We start from the raw sequence: 13,700 nt of genomic DNA on the forward strand, positions 1-13,700 counted from the left end.
ACGTTCCGGCGCTCGTCTGCCCTCACCCCGGCCCTCTCCCGCTAGCGGGAGAGGGGGAAAAGCCATGCGGCGCGGCCGCATCATCACTTCCGCGGCGCCTCGACCTTGGCCAGCAGCGCGTGCAACACGTCGTCGGGCTCCTGGCCTTCGATCTGCAGTTCCGGTGCCAGCGCGATGCGATGGCGCAGCGCCGGCTTGGCGATCTCGCGCACGTCGTCGGGCGTGACGAAGTCGCGCCCCGACAGCACGGCCTGGGCGCGCGCGGCGCGCACCAGCGCGAGGCTGCCGCGCGGTCCGGCACCGAGCGCGATGCCGGGCCAGTCGCGGGTGGCGGACACGATGCGTACCGCATAGTCGATCACCGCTTCGTCGACGGTGACCTGTGCGGTACCGGCCTGCATCGCGACGATCTCCTGCGGCCCCAGCACGCGCCGCACCTGCGAGAGGTCGAAGTCCGCGGCGCTGCGGCCCTGGCTGACCGCGGCGACCATGCGCTTCTCGTCGGCGCGCGACGGATAGCCGATCAGCACCTTCAGCAGGAAGCGGTCGAGCTGCGCTTCCGGCAGCGGGTACGTGCCCTCCTGCTCGACCGGGTTCTGCGTCGCCAGCGTCAGGAACGGCGGCGGCAGCGGGAAGCTGTGCCCTTCGATCGTGACCTGCATTTCCTGCATCGCCTCCAGCAGCGCCGACTGCGTCTTGGCGGGTGCGCGGTTGATCTCGTCGGCCAGCAGCAGGTGCGTGAACACCGGGCCGCGGCGGATGTTGAAGGTCTCGGTCTTCGGGTTCCACACCGCGTGGCCGCTGACGTCGCTGGGCATCAGGTCGGGCGTGAACTGCACGCGCGCGAAGCTGCAGTCCAGTGCCTGCGACATCGCCCGCACCAGCAGTGTCTTGCCGAGGCCGGGCACGCCTTCGATCAGCACGTGGCCGCCGGCGAGCAGTGCGATCAGTATCTGGTCCAGTACCTGCTCCTGGCCGATGAAGGCCTTGCCGATTTCCTTGCGCACGGCCTGCGCGCGTTCCGCGAGGTCGGTGCCGGTGATCGGGGACAGGGAAATGGCGGCGTCTGCATTCATGTGTGCGGCTCTCGTAGCAGGTTGTGCAGGCGGATCAGCGTGGCGATGCGCGAACGGAAGGCGGCGTGGTCGCGCGCGATGGGTGTGGTCAGCGCCGCGCGCACGTCATGCGCGGGCAGGGCGAAGCGTTCGGCGATGGCCGCGACCTGCGGCTCGCCTTCGAGTGCGGCGGCCTGCGGATCGACGCGGCGCAGACGCCGCAGGAATGCCCCGCGCACCGCTTCGTGCAGCAGGTGTGCGTAGCCGTAGCGATACAGGTGCTCGCCGCTGGCGGTGATGTGTTCGAGCAGCGAGCGGCGCTCGGCGGGAGGCTCCGGCAACAGCGGGCCGAAACGCTGCATGCGGGTCCACAGCCAGGCCAGCAGCGCCAGCATCAGCGGCAGCCACGCCATCCAGCTGTGGTAAAGCAGCGTGGCCCACAGCGACGGTACCTGCGCGGCGTACACGAGGTGCACGGTGCCGGCGCGGTAGTTCGGTGCGAGCAGCTGCCGCGTGAGCGCCACGTGCGGCACGTCCCTGAGCTTCTCGTTGGTGAGGAAATCGAGCTCGGAGATGACGTCCACGGCACCGGCGCCGCGCGCGAAGCGGGCAAAGACATAGCCGGAATCGCTCTGCCAGGTCAGGCGCGGCTTCTCCGGCATGTCCACGCCCTCGCTGCCGAGGCTGAAGCGGCGGCCGCGGCAGAACTCCACGTGCGAGTCCTCGCCCGCGACCTGCATCGGCACGCAGGCGGACACGCCCCGGGCGTTGCCCATGGGTATCACGCCGAGTTCGGCCAGCAACGGCACGTGCGTGGATTCGCCGAGCAGGCCCAGGGGCGGCGTGCGCACGATCAGGTGCCCGCCATCGCGCACCCAGGCGAGCAGCGCCTTCGCGTCGGCGGCCAGCAGCGTGCGCGGGTCGTTGTAGAGCAGCACGGTATCGCGCTTGCCCAGCACGACTTCCTCGCGCTGCAGGCGGCGGCGCGATTGCACCGTCACGCCGTCCTTCTGGAGTGCGAGCTTGAGCGCGTACAGCGGGTTGACCGCGGCCTCTCCGGTACGCGGCAGGTCGATCCATTCCTCGACGCGTTCGTGCGTGCGCCACCACCACGTACCGAGTGCGCCCAGCACGGCCATCACGAGCAAGGTCACCAGCACGACACGCATGCTCGAGGCCGGCAGTTTCATGCCTGCACTCCCGCGGAGGTGCCGCGACTGTTCCAGGCGAAGCGCTGGCTCAGCGTGTCCAGCAAGGCCTCGAAATCGTCGGTCGCCGGCAGGCCATGTGCATAGGCGGCGTACTGCCAGGTGCGCACGGCCTGGGCGAAGGCCTCGCGGTCGTCAGCCGATGGCAGGCGGCGCGAGGCGCGCAGGCATTCGGCTTCGGTCGCGCCCGGCACCAGCACGACTTCCGCACGTGCCGCCATCGATTCGACGCTGCCGCGATAGAGCAGTGCCAGCGCATCGCGCTCGCGGCCGGCACGCCACAGTCGGCGGATCGCCGACGGGAGGTCTTCGGGCAACGCATCGTGTTCCGCTGCGGGAGCGGTGCGGATCGCGTCGGGCTCGGGCTCCTCGCTCGCGATGCCGTCGCGCAGCCAGCGCCACCAGCGCGGCGAGGTCAGCGCCAGTGCCAGGGCCAGCAAGCCGAACAACACCCACAGGCCGTACTCCATGATCGCGGCGAACGCCGCCGCCAGCCATTCCAGCAATGGCGACTTGCCCAGATTGAGCGGCTTGGACTTGTCGCGCGGCTGCCAGCGCACGACCTTCTTCTTCGGCGAGAGAGACGGGTCCGCATACGCCTGCTTCACGGCTTCGCGCAGGCCACGGTCGTCGGCCAGCGACGACCCGAATACCTTCGGCAGGGTCGGCGGTCCCTTCGCCGCGGCGGTCTTCTTCTGCACCGGCGCCGGCGCCTCCGCTTTGGCCTGTTGCGCGTGGCCCGGCATGGCGACGCCGGACAGCGCCAGTACCAGCAGCAGCGGTGCAGCCGCCTTGACCAGTCGCGTGCGCAGGCGGCGCAACACGATCTCGATGTCCCAGCCTTCGATCTCGGTGCGGCGGTTGAGGTAGAGCCCGAAGCCCGCGCCGACGAAGAACGGCTCGACCAGCGTCGTCGCGAGCCATGCCACGGCATTGCCCGACAGTTGCAGCCACACGGGCTGGCGGCTCAGCTCGTTCCACGCCCAGCGCGCGGTTTCGGCGACGTACTCGCCGGGGATGAACAACAGCGCCAGCATTCCCGCGCCCAGCACCAGCACGAACTCGAAATGCAGGCATACCGACGTCAGCAGCACGCCGACGCCGTACACCGGTGTGCCGAGCGCGCGGCGGCGGTGGCGTGCATCCTCGCCGCGGCCGCCCTCGAGCAGGTCCACCGGAAGGTACAGCGAGCGCACCGGGCCAAACCGGCGCCATGTCAGGTAGGCGGGCATCCAGCGCATGCCCCAATGGCGCTGCGCCTGCAGCGTGCGCCGCGGCGCCGGCACGTCGCCGAACACGGCGTGCGCCAGCACGTACAGCGGAATGCGGTCGAACAGCGGCTTCAGCCACCACATCGCCAGCCCGGCCAGCCAGATCGCGCCGATCGACCACGCCAGCAAGTTGACGAGCACCAGCACCGGCAGCGTCAGCGCGAGCCAGGGCGTCCAGATCGCCGCTGCGTGGCGGCGCACCAGTGCCATGCCGAGCTCCACCGCCTCCCAGGCGGTGCGGGGCCGCAACGCGACGGTCAGCGTCTCAATGCGCATCGGCGTCCTCGCCCGGCAGCGCACCGCGCCCGCCGTGCCACAGCCAAGCGCCCACCAGCGCCCACAACAGGGCACCGACCGCGTACTTGATCACCGCCGGGATCGACCCGATCGACGACCAGAACGCTTCGACAAAGGCGGCGAACACCAGCATCGCCAGCACGCCCAGGCACAGCAGCGCGCCGCGGCGCCCGCCGTCGACCAGGGCATCGATGCGACGCCGCTGGCCCGGTGCGATGAGGTTGAGTCCGAGCCGCAGACCGGCGCCGCCGGAGATCACGATCGCGGTCAGCTCCGGAGCCGAGTGCCCTGCGACGAAGCGCCAGAATGGATCGCCGTGACCGATCGCCTGCAGGTGGCCCGCCACGCCGCCGATGATCACGCCGTTGAAGATCAGCACCAGGATCGTGCCGACGCCGGCGAGCAGGCCGCTGGCAAAGGTGCGGAAACCGATGCTGATGTTGTTCCAGATGTAGTGGCCGAACATCGCCACGTCGGTGCCGCTGTCGCGGCCGAGCCGGCGGCTGGGGTCGGCCGGGTCGTACATCGACTCGAACTGCGCGAGCTGGCCGGGATCGAACAATGCGCCGGCCAGTTCCGGGCGCCACTGGATGGCGATGAACGTGGCCAGCAGCGGCAGCCAGAACAGCGCCGCGGCGGCGAGCATGCAGCCGCGTTCCTCGCGCACCAGCCGCGGAAAGCCGGCCAGCAGGAATTCCGCCGCGCGCCGCCAGTGCGGCGCCGGCGTGCGATAGAGCAGGTCGTGGCCGCGCCGCATCAGCGATTGCAGCCGCTCGGTGACGACCGGGCTGTAGCCGCGGCGGCGGGCGAGGGCGAGCTGCTGGCACAGGCGCCGGTAACGCGCCGGCACTTCGTGGTCGGGCAGCCCGGTCCAGCCGCGACGCGAGGCGCGTGCACGCCGCGGGCTGTCGCCACGTGCGTCGAGCCAGGTTTCCAGCTCGTCCCACTCGTCCTGGTGGCGGCGTACGAAGGCGTCCTGCTTCACGGGGCGCGGAGTCCGGTTCGTTGCATCGTCATCGCCGCCCCAGCAGCCAGTTGGCGATGCCATACAGCCGCTCCACCGCGACCGGGCCGCGCGCATTGACCAGCGGCTCGGCCAGTTCGGCCAGTTCCACCTGCCGCGCCGGCGTCAGCCGCGGTGCGCGTTCGGCGAAGGCGATCAGTGCCGCCTGTTCGTAGGGCAGCAGCGTGACCGCCGGCGGCGTGGCGAGATTGATCGGCGCCGCACGCGGTTCGTGGTCGCGTGTCTCGTGCACGACCAGCGTGCCGGCGACCATGTCGCCCAGGCGCCGGCCCCATGGATCGGCGAGGCTGGCGACCAGCCCGCACGCATAGCCGAACGGCAGCATGTCGACCACGCGCAGCAGGTTGCGCACGAACGAAGCCAGCCAGCCGATTGGCGCGCCGTTGGCGGCGACCACGCGCAGGCGCAGCACGCGCTTGCCCAGCGTCTGGCCCCAGGCCGCCTCGCACACCACCGGGTAGAACCACACCACCGCGAACATCAGCACGGCGAACAGGCCGAGGCCACCGCGGCCGAGCAGCCCCAGCACCATCGAGCACGCCATCATCAGCGCGCCACGGATGGCCAGGTCGATCACCCACGCCAGCGCACGCGGCACCGGACCCGCGGCGGGCAGGTGCAGCGCGACACCTTCCGGCGTCACGACCTGGCGGTAGGTGTCGAGCATCATTCCGGCGCGTCGTCGATCAGGCGCTGGCGACGACGACGTCGGCGATCAGGTACCACGGCTCCATCCATCCCCCTGCGATCCTTGCGGGGACTCTAACCGGGCCGGGTCGAGGCTGACTAGCGCGTCAGCACGTGGCCGGTGGCCATGCCGAGGTAGCGGTCCTTCAGGCGCACGTAGTGCTGGGCGCTGTAATGCAGCTGCTCGATCTCGCGCTCGCTGAGCTTGCGCACGAAGCGCGCGGGATTGCCCAGCCACAGTTCGCCCTCGCCGACCTCCTTGCCGGGCGCGATCACTGCGCCTGCGCCGACAAAGCCGTAGCGATGCACGCGCGCACCGTCGAGCACCTTCGCGCCCATCCCGACCAGGCAGAACTCGTCGAGCGTGCAGGCGTGGATGATCGCGCCGTGGCCGATCGTGACGTCGTTCGCGATCACCGTCGGCAAGCCGCCCGGGCGCGTGAACGGGCCTTCGTGCGTCACGTGCACGATCGTGCCGTCCTGCACGTTGGTGCGCGCGCCGATGCGGATCGAATTGACGTCGCCGCGGATCACGCAGCCCGGCCAGACCGAGACATCGTCGCCGAGGGTGACATCGCCGATCACGGTGGCAGCGGGGTCGACATAGACCCTCTCGCCGTGGGTCGGGAACGTATCGAGGTAGGGGCGCATGGTCATGTGGATAGTTTAGTCGCGCATCGTCCCGGTGGCGGGCGATCCGGCCACCACGGGCGGTTGAACGGACAGATTCCGGGGGCCCCCTTCCGGCAGGCCGGCACCGGTCTAAACTCCGGCGTATGGACATCACCGCCGATACGCCGCTCGACGAACTGGCTTCCACCCACGCCGCCCTGCGCCGCGCCTGGCAGGCACACCGCCCCGACCGGGCCCAGCGCCGGGCTGACCTGGTGCGGCTGCGCGACGCCTTCCGCGCCGCGATTCCGTCGATGGACGCCGCCATCCGCGCCGACTTCGGCCACCGCAGCGAGCACGAGAACCTGCTGTCGGAAGCGATGATCGTGCTGGCCGAGATCGACCACGCGCTGCGCCACCTGCGCCGCTGGATGAAGCCGCGTCGCGCCGCGGTCGGCTGGCGCTTCTGGCCGGCCAGCGCACAGGTACGGCCGGAACCGGTCGGCGTCGTCGGCATCCTGTCGCCGTGGAACTACCCGGTGAACCTGGCGCTGGTGCCGGTGGTGTCGGCGATTGCCGCCGGCAACCACGTCTTCCTGAAGCCCTCCGAGCACACCCCGCGCACCAGCCTCTGGCTGCGTGAACTGCTCTCGCAGGTCTTCCCGGCCGAGCGGGTGGCCGTGGCGCTGGGCGGACCGGAGGTCGGCGCCGCGTTCGCCGCGCTGCCGTTCGACCACCTGCTGTTCACCGGCTCGACCGCGGTCGGCCGCAAGGTCATGGCCGCGGCCGCGCCGAACCTGACGCCGGTGACGCTGGAACTGGGCGGCAAGGCGCCGGCGATCGTCTGCCCAGACTTCCCGCTCGAACGCGCGGCCGCACGCATCGCCACCGGCAAGTGGTTCAACGCCGGCCAGACCTGCATCGGCGTGGATTACGTCCTGGTCGACGAGGCGCGCCGTGATGCCTTCGTCGAAGCGCTGACGTCCGAACTGAAGGCGCGGTATGGCGACTTCAGCACGCCGCACGACTACACCCGCATCATCAACGACCTGCAGTACGCGCGCCTGCGCGGCTACGTCGACGATGCACGCACGCGCGGCCTGCGCGTGGTCGAACCACTGACCGCCGGCGCCGACGACGATGCGCGCGCGCGACGCGCGCAGGACCGCCTGTTCCCGCCGACGCTGGTGATCGAACCCACGGCCGACTCCGAAGTGATGCGTCACGAGATCTTCGGCCCGATCCTGCCGGTGCTGTCGTATCGCACGCTGGACGACGCCATCGCCCGCATCAACGCGATGGACCGGCCGCTGGCGCTGTATCCCTTCAGCGAGCGCGCTGACAGCATCGAGAAGATCCTCGGCCGCACGCTCTCCGGCGGCGTCACCGTCAATGACACGTTGCTGCATTTCGGCGCGCACGACCTGCCGTTCGGCGGCATCGGCCCGAGCGGCATCGGTGCGATCCACGGCCGCACCGGCTTCGACACCTTCAGCAAGCTGTTGCCGGTGTTCCGCCAGCGCCGCTTCGCCGGCAGCGACCTGCTCAAGCCGCCCTACAGCGGCAAGATCGACGCGATGGTGAGGTGGCTGGCGAAGTAGGCATCCGCCTTCGGGTTTCCACCCGTCCATCCTTCGACTCCGCTGCGCTACGCTCAGGACGAACGGGGATGGTCAGTGGGTCTGCTTTGGTCTAGTGGGATCACTCACCGTTCGTCCTGAGCGTAGGGCCATGGGCCCGGAGTCGAAGGATGGACGGGCGGTGACGAAACGCGGCCTCGATCAGCCTTCCGACCCGAACGCCCGCAGCGCCGCGATCGCGCGATCCAATCCCGCGTCGTCGACATCCATGTGCGTGACCAGCCGGATCGCCGGCGTGTAGCCGATCGACAGGCGGACGCGCGCGGCCTCCATCTGCTCGCGCAATGCAGGCAGGCGCGCCACCGGCACGTCGATGAACACCATGTTGGTCTGCTGAGTGACTACGTCTATCCCGGGCAGGCCGCGCAGGGCCTCGTCGAGGCGCGTGGCACGGGCGTGGTCGTCGGCCAGCCGCGCGACGTTGTTATCGAGCGCGTACAGCGCGGCCGCAGCGAGGATGCCGGCCTGGCGCATGCCGCCGCCGGTGACCTTGCGCCAGCGTCGCGCGTCATCGATCAGCGCCCTCGTGCCGAGCAGCACCGAGCCGACCGGCGCGCCGAGGCCCTTCGACAGGCACACCGAGACGCTGTCGAAGTGCTGCGTGATCTCGCGCGGTGCCACTCCCAGCGCGACCGCGGCGTTGTAGAGGCGCGCGCCGTCCAGGTGCAGCGCCAGACCGCGCCGGTCGCACAGCGCGCGTGCCTGCGCCAGGTAGTCCATCGGCAGCACGCAGCCGTGCCAGGTGTTTTCCAGGCAGAGCAGCCGGCTGCGGGCGAAGTGCGGATCGATCGGCTTGATCGCGCGCTCGACGGCATCGATGGGCAGCGTGCCATCCGCCTGCTGCACGATCGGCTGCGGCTGGATGGACCCCAATACCGCCGCGCCGCCGCCCTCGAACTTGTACGTATGCGCGTCCATGCCGACGATGTATTCGTCGCCGCGCTGGCAGTGCGCCATCAGACCGATCAGGTTCGACTGCGTGCCGCTGGGGACGAACAGCCCCGCCTCGAAGCCGAGGTCGGACGCCAGCCGCTCCTGCAGCGCATTGACCGTGGGGTCTTCGCCATACACATCGTCGCCGACGGCGGCGGCCATCATCGCCTCGCGCATCGCCGCGGTCGGCTGGGTCACGGTATCGCTGCGCAGGTCGATCCAGTCCATGAGGTGCACTTCCGAAAAGCCGGCTTCGAGGGTCGAGTCCCGGAGTATGGCAGCGTCCCGCGGCCGTGGACGTGGACGTCGGTCGCAGCGGCGGGCGCCCCCGTTAAACTGGTGCCATGAAGATCGCCAGCTGGAACGTCAATTCCCTCAACGTCCGCATGCCGCACCTCGAGCAATGGCTCGGGCAGGCAGCGCCCGACATCGTCGCCCTGCAGGAAACCAAGCTCGATGACGCGCGTTTTCCCGACGACGCGCTGGTCGCGGCGGGCTATCGCAGCGTGTTCGCCGGGCAGAAGACCTACAACGGCGTCGCGATCCTCTCGCGCGAGAGCGCGCGCGACGTGCAGATCGGCATTCCCGGCTTCGAGGACGAGCAGCGGCGCGTGATCGCCGCCACGGTCGGCGAGCTGCGCATCGTCGATCTCTATGTCGTCAACGGCCAGGACGTCGGCACCGAGAAATACGGCTACAAGCTTCGCTGGCTGGAGGCGGTGCACGACTGGATCGCCGATGAGCTGCAACGGCATCCGCGCATGGTCGTGCTGGGCGACTTCAACATCGCGCCCGACGATCGCGACGTGCACGACCCGCTGGTGTGGAACGACAGCCATATCCTGACGTCGACTGCCGAGCGGGCCGCGCTGCGCCGGCTCTACGATCTCGGCCTGCACGATGCGTACCGCGCACTCAATCCGGAAGCCGGCGATTTCAGCTGGTGGGATTACCGCCAGGGCGGGTTCCGCCGCAACCTGGGCCTGCGCATCGACCTGACGCTGGTCTCGGAAGCGCTGCGCCCGCACTGCGTCGCGTCCGGCATCGACCGCGAGCCGCGCACCTGGGATCGTCCCAGTGACCACGCGCCGGCCTGGGTGGAGCTGGGCTGACCGCACGCGCAGCGGCGCGCCAGGCACAAAAAAAGCCCGGCATTGCCGGGCCTTTTTCATGATGCGGCGACGCAGGCGATGTCAGGTCGTCAGCGTACCCGTCCGCGCCGGAACAGGTTGACGATCGCCAGCAGCACGATCGCACCGATCAGCGACATGAGCAGGCCGGTGAGGCTGAAGTTGCCGTCGTTGATGTCGCCGCCGCCGATGCCGAGCATGCCGCCGAGCCAGCCGCCCAGGAAGGCGCCGATGATGCCGACGATGATGTTGAGGAAGATGCCCTGCTGTGCATCGGTCTTCATGATCAGGCTGGCCAACCAGCCGATGACTCCGCCGACGATCAGCCAGATAAGAATGCCCATCATGCTGGTGTCTCCTTGTCCGTACCGAGATGGATCGCGAGCCCGCGACTGGGGCGATGCGAGCATGTGCGCACAGGCGTGATGGCGATGTCAGCGATGTATTGCCTTGAAAACAAGCGTTTCCGTCGACTTCCGAAAGTTGTTCCGCGGCGATGATCGCCGAGTGAAATCGACGTATGCGCGCATGCACGAGTGACGCTGAGCGTCAGTTTTCGGGTGCGTCGATCGCATGCCGCGCCAGCGATGCGGCATGCGGATCAGCGCCGGACATGACGGCATTGCCTTACGCTGTCCGTCCACGAATCCTCCTGTCCATGTCCGACTCCTTGACCATCTCCGATCGCGAAAGCGTGCGCTGGGCATGGCTGCCGCATCAGCCGCGACAGCCCGGCGAACCGTTGGCGCGCGCGTGGCTGGGCGAAGCGCTGGGTATCGCCGCGGATGCACTGCCGCTGGTCCGCGACGAGCGCGGCCGGCCTCGATTCGTCGGCGGCCTGGCCGGCTGGGACTGCAACTGGAGCCACAGCGGCGACGGCCTGGTGGTGGCACTGGGCGAGGGCGTGCAGCTCGGCATCGACCTGGAACGGCTGCGCCCGCGGGCGCGGGCGCTGGAACTGGCGGCGCGCTTCTTCACCCCGCCCGAACTGGACTGGTTGCACGCCGCGCCATCGGCGGCCGTGCGCGACCACGCCTTCCTGCGCCTGTGGTGCGCCAAGGAGGCAGTGCTGAAGGCGCATGGACAAGGCATTTCCTTCGGCCTGCACCGGCTGCGCTTCGGCGAAACGGGAACGCCCTACCAGCCCGGCGGCCTGTGCCTGGTGGAATGCGATCCCGAACTCGGCGAGCCATCGCAATGGCGACTGAAGGAACTGCAGCCGGCGCCGGACTACCTCGGCGCGTTGGCCTGGCGGGAACGTTGACCTTCGACTGATCAAGCAGAGAGAGCCGCGCGATCGGCGATACTGCGCACCCTATGAGTGACGCTTCCACCTCCTTCGATCCCGCGCTGCGCCGCCGCCTCGAGTCCGGCCTGGTTGCGCTGAACCTCGACCCGGCACTGGCCTCGCCGCTGCTGGACTACCTCGCGCTGCTCGCGCGCTGGAACAAGACCTACAACCTCACCGCGGTGCGCGACCCGCAGGAGATGGTCGACAAGCACCTGCTCGATTCGCTGGCGATGCACCCCTACGTCGACGGCCTCGTCGCCCGCGGTGGCGCGCTGGCCGACCTCGGCACGGGCCCCGGCCTGCCGGGCATCCCGCTGGCCATCGTCAAGCCGGGCCTGCGGGTGACGCTGGTCGAGAGCAACGGCAAGAAGGCGCGGTTCCTGCGCGAGGCCGTCCGCCAGCTGGGGCTGAAGGACGTGCGCGTGGTCGAGTCGCGGATCGAGGACGTCGACGAGCCGGGCGCCTTCGATGCGATCACCGCCCGCGCGCTGGCGACGCTGCCGCTGATCCTGGAGCTCGGCGGGCACCTGCTGCAGCCGGAAGGCCGCCTGCTGGCGATGAAGGGCGTCTACCCGGCCGATGAGATAGCCGCACTGCCCGCGGGCTGGGCCCTGCAAAGTGCTTATCCGCTCACGGTTCCCGGCCTGGCCGCCGAGCGCCACCTGGTCGTGGTCGGACGCGGGGCCGCCTAGTCAGCCAGGCGGTACCGCGCAGGGCCTTCCGTCGGGGCATAATCATTTTCCGGCCCCACGCCGGAAACCTCCCGTACACAGCCCAGGACCGAGCCGCATGGCCCGTATCATCGCCGTCGCCAATCAGAAAGGCGGGGTCGGCAAGACCACCACTGCCGTCAACCTGGCCGCCGCGCTCGCACGCACGCCCAAGCGCGTGCTGCTGGTCGACCTCGATGCCCAGGGCAACGCCACGATGGGCAGCGGCATCGACAAGCGCGAGATCGAGACCTCGATCTGCGACGTGCTGCTGGGCGAGGCCGATGCGGCATCGATCCTCAAGCGCACCGCCGAGGACTTCGACCTGCTGCCGGCGAACATCGAGCTGACCGCGGCCGAGATCAGCCTGATGGGCGAGTCGGGCCGCGAGCAGCGCCTCAAGGCCGCGCTTGCCCCGCTGCGCGCCAACTACGATTACATCCTGATCGACTGCCCGCCGGCGCTGTCGCTGCTCACGCTCAACGCGCTGACCGCCGCCGACTCGATCATCGTGCCGATGCAGTGCGAGTACTACGCGCTGGAAGGCATCAGCGCGCTGCTCGACACCATCGACGCGCTCAAGGCCAAGCTCAACCCTGCGCTGGAGATCGAAGGCGTGCTGCGCACCATGTTCGACGTGCGCAACAACCTCGCCAACGCTGTGTCGGCCGAGCTCACCAAGCATTTCGGCGACCGCGTGTTCCGCACCATCGTGCCGCGCAACGTGCGCCTGGCCGAGGCGCCGAGCCACGGCCAGAGCATCGTCGGCTACGACCACGCCAGCCGTGGCGGCATCGCCTACCTCGGCCTGGCCGGTGAAGTGCTGCGCCGCCAGCGCGAGCGCGAGCAGGCAGCCAAGCAGGCGGCCCGTCCGGTCGAGCTGAAGGAGACCGCGGCATGAGCGTGGCCAAGAAACGCGGCCTCGGACGCGGCCTGGAGGCCCTGCTCGGCCCGAAGGCAGCCGCCGAGGCGCCGGTGCTGGAGGCCGTCGAGGGCGACGTCCTCAGGCACCTGCCGGTCGATGCGCTGGCGCCGGGCAAGTACCAGCCGCGCAAGCACTGGGACCAGGACAAGCTCGCCGAGCTGGCCGAGTCGATCAAGGCGCAGGGCGTGATCCAGCCGATCGTCGTGCGCGACATCGGCGGCAAGCGCTACGAGATCATCGCCGGCGAACGCCGCTGGCGCGCCACGCAGCTGGCCGGCCTGAGCGAAATCCCGGTGGTGATCCGCGAGGTCGACGACCGCACCGTGGTCGCGATGGCGCTGATCGAGAACATCCAGCGCGAGGACCTCAACCCGCTGGAAGAAGCCACTGCGCTGCAGCGGCTGATCGATGAGTTCGACCTGACCCACGCCCAGGCGGCGGAGGCGGTCGGCCGTTCGCGCGCCGCGGTGTCCAACCTGCTTCGCCTGCTGGAACTGCCGCAGGAAATCCGCGTGCTGGTCGAAACCCGCGCGCTGGAAATGGGCCATGCCCGCGCGCTGCTGGCGCTGACGCCGCAGGCGGCGATCGCACTCGCGCGCCAGGCCGCCGATCACGAATGGTCGGTGCGCGAGGTCGAACATCGCGTGCAGCAGCTCGCCGCCGGCATGATCCCGGGCAGCAGCGCGGCCAGGGCCAAGCCGGCCAAGTCCAAGCCCGCCGCCGACATCGTCTCGCTCGAACGCGAGCTGTCGGAGTCGCTCCAGACCAAGGTCAACGTGCTGCACGGCCGCGGTGGCCGCGGCCGCCTGGTCATCCATTACTCCGACCTCGACTCGCTCGAAGGCGTGCTGGAAAAGCTGCGCGGCAAGGTCGATTGACTGCCGGGTGCGGTAAGCCCGATTGATTCCCTTCTCCCG

General features: G+C 69.7%; 14 protein-coding genes. 6 read left to right on the plus strand and 8 right to left on the minus strand.

Features of this window, described 5'->3' with window-relative positions; genetic code table 11:
* Positions 1-83: 83 nt before the first annotated feature.
* The 6 genes from IU514_RS18305 to IU514_RS18330 form a co-directional block, all read right to left on the minus strand.
* Positions 84-1,076, minus strand: coding sequence for an AAA family ATPase (locus tag IU514_RS18305; RefSeq protein WP_194932595.1), 993 nt, complete (start codon positions 1,074-1,076; stop codon positions 84-86).
* A complete protein-coding gene (locus tag IU514_RS18310; RefSeq protein ID WP_194932596.1) occupies positions 1,073-2,245 on the minus strand; it encodes a DUF4350 domain-containing protein in 1,173 nt (390 codons plus the stop codon). Before IU514_RS18310 ends, IU514_RS18305 begins: the two co-directional genes overlap by 4 nt.
* Positions 2,242-3,810, minus strand: coding sequence for a DUF4129 domain-containing protein (locus IU514_RS18315; protein ID WP_194932597.1), 1,569 nt, complete (start codon positions 3,808-3,810; stop codon positions 2,242-2,244). Before IU514_RS18315 ends, IU514_RS18310 begins: the two co-directional genes overlap by 4 nt.
* Positions 3,800-4,816, minus strand: coding sequence for a stage II sporulation protein M (locus IU514_RS18320; protein WP_194932598.1), 1,017 nt, complete (start codon positions 4,814-4,816; stop codon positions 3,800-3,802). Before IU514_RS18320 ends, IU514_RS18315 begins: the two co-directional genes overlap by 11 nt.
* Positions 4,817-4,844: 28 nt before the next feature.
* Entirely contained in the window at positions 4,845-5,522 is a 678-nt protein-coding gene (locus IU514_RS18325) for an RDD family protein (protein WP_194932684.1), read from the minus strand.
* 119 nt (positions 5,523-5,641) lie between these two features.
* A complete protein-coding gene (locus IU514_RS18330; protein WP_194932599.1) occupies positions 5,642-6,199 on the minus strand; it encodes a gamma carbonic anhydrase family protein in 558 nt (185 codons plus the stop codon).
* Positions 6,200-6,318: 119 nt separating this feature from the next.
* Between IU514_RS18330 and IU514_RS18335 the strand changes: the two genes are divergently transcribed.
* Positions 6,319-7,755 carry a coniferyl aldehyde dehydrogenase gene (locus tag IU514_RS18335; RefSeq protein ID WP_194932600.1) on the plus strand — a complete coding sequence of 479 codons (1,437 nt, stop codon included), beginning with the start codon at positions 6,319-6,321 and terminating at the stop codon, positions 7,753-7,755.
* Between the two features lie 180 nt (positions 7,756-7,935).
* Here the strand turns inward: IU514_RS18335 and ltaE are convergent, their stop codons facing one another.
* Complete coding sequence (gene ltaE / locus IU514_RS18340; protein ID WP_194932601.1) at positions 7,936-8,955, minus strand: low-specificity L-threonine aldolase; 1,020 nt, start codon at positions 8,953-8,955, stop codon at positions 7,936-7,938.
* Positions 8,956-9,071: 116 nt separating this feature from the next.
* Here ltaE and xth point away from each other — a divergent pair, with 116 nt between their 5' ends.
* On the plus strand, positions 9,072-9,839 hold the full coding sequence (gene xth, locus IU514_RS18345) for an exodeoxyribonuclease III (protein WP_194932602.1): 768 nt from the start codon (positions 9,072-9,074) through the stop codon (positions 9,837-9,839).
* Positions 9,840-9,928: 89 nt separating this feature from the next.
* Here xth and IU514_RS18350 read toward each other — a convergent pair whose 3' ends face one another.
* Positions 9,929-10,201 carry a GlsB/YeaQ/YmgE family stress response membrane protein gene (locus IU514_RS18350; protein WP_194932685.1) on the minus strand — a complete coding sequence of 91 codons (273 nt, stop codon included), beginning with the start codon at positions 10,199-10,201 and terminating at the stop codon, positions 9,929-9,931.
* A 314-nt stretch (positions 10,202-10,515) separates the two neighbouring features.
* On the opposite strand from IU514_RS18350, the gene IU514_RS18355 reads away from it, so the two are divergent.
* From IU514_RS18355 to IU514_RS18370, 4 genes are all read left to right on the plus strand, one after another.
* Positions 10,516-11,121, plus strand: coding sequence for a 4'-phosphopantetheinyl transferase family protein (locus tag IU514_RS18355; RefSeq protein WP_194932603.1), 606 nt, complete (start codon positions 10,516-10,518; stop codon positions 11,119-11,121).
* A 53-nt stretch (positions 11,122-11,174) separates the two neighbouring features.
* Positions 11,175-11,840: a 16S rRNA (guanine(527)-N(7))-methyltransferase RsmG gene (gene rsmG, locus IU514_RS18360; RefSeq protein ID WP_194932604.1), complete on the plus strand. Its 666-nt coding sequence runs from the start codon at positions 11,175-11,177 to the stop codon at positions 11,838-11,840.
* A 97-nt stretch (positions 11,841-11,937) separates the two neighbouring features.
* Entirely contained in the window at positions 11,938-12,759 is an 822-nt protein-coding gene (locus IU514_RS18365; protein WP_194932605.1) for a ParA family protein, read from the plus strand.
* Complete coding sequence (locus IU514_RS18370; protein WP_194932606.1) at positions 12,756-13,661, plus strand: ParB/RepB/Spo0J family partition protein; 906 nt, start codon at positions 12,756-12,758, stop codon at positions 13,659-13,661. The genes IU514_RS18365 and IU514_RS18370 overlap by 4 nt, the downstream gene beginning before the upstream one ends.
* The last annotated feature ends 39 nt before the right edge of the window (positions 13,662-13,700 follow it).

Source organism: Lysobacter niastensis (assembly GCF_015453285.1).
Lineage (GTDB): Bacteria > Pseudomonadota > Gammaproteobacteria > Xanthomonadales > Xanthomonadaceae > Lysobacter_J > Lysobacter_J niastensis.

What these genes read in the sequence shown, in the direction of transcription:
- ltaE (WP_194932601.1), bottom strand. Translation starts at nt 8,955, where the DNA reads ATGGACTGGATCGACCTGCGCAGCGATACCGTGACCCAGCCGACCGCG.
- IU514_RS18310 (WP_194932596.1), bottom strand. Translation starts at nt 2,245, where the DNA reads ATGAAACTGCCGGCCTCGAGCATGCGTGTCGTGCTGGTGACCTTGCTC.
- IU514_RS18335 (WP_194932600.1), top strand. Translation starts at nt 6,319, where the DNA reads ATGGACATCACCGCCGATACGCCGCTCGACGAACTGGCTTCCACCCAC.
- IU514_RS18370 (WP_194932606.1), top strand. Translation starts at nt 12,756, where the DNA reads ATGAGCGTGGCCAAGAAACGCGGCCTCGGACGCGGCCTGGAGGCCCTG.
- IU514_RS18315 (WP_194932597.1), bottom strand. Translation starts at nt 3,810, where the DNA reads ATGCGCATTGAGACGCTGACCGTCGCGTTGCGGCCCCGCACCGCCTGG.
- IU514_RS18325 (WP_194932684.1), bottom strand. Translation starts at nt 5,522, where the DNA reads ATGCTCGACACCTACCGCCAGGTCGTGACGCCGGAAGGTGTCGCGCTG.
- rsmG (WP_194932604.1), top strand. Translation starts at nt 11,175, where the DNA reads ATGAGTGACGCTTCCACCTCCTTCGATCCCGCGCTGCGCCGCCGCCTC.
- IU514_RS18350 (WP_194932685.1), bottom strand. Translation starts at nt 10,201, where the DNA reads ATGGGCATTCTTATCTGGCTGATCGTCGGCGGAGTCATCGGCTGGTTG.
- IU514_RS18330 (WP_194932599.1), bottom strand. Translation starts at nt 6,199, where the DNA reads ATGACCATGCGCCCCTACCTCGATACGTTCCCGACCCACGGCGAGAGG.
- xth (WP_194932602.1), top strand. Translation starts at nt 9,072, where the DNA reads ATGAAGATCGCCAGCTGGAACGTCAATTCCCTCAACGTCCGCATGCCG.
- IU514_RS18305 (WP_194932595.1), bottom strand. Translation starts at nt 1,076, where the DNA reads ATGAATGCAGACGCCGCCATTTCCCTGTCCCCGATCACCGGCACCGAC.
- IU514_RS18355 (WP_194932603.1), top strand. Translation starts at nt 10,516, where the DNA reads ATGTCCGACTCCTTGACCATCTCCGATCGCGAAAGCGTGCGCTGGGCA.
- IU514_RS18365 (WP_194932605.1), top strand. Translation starts at nt 11,938, where the DNA reads ATGGCCCGTATCATCGCCGTCGCCAATCAGAAAGGCGGGGTCGGCAAG.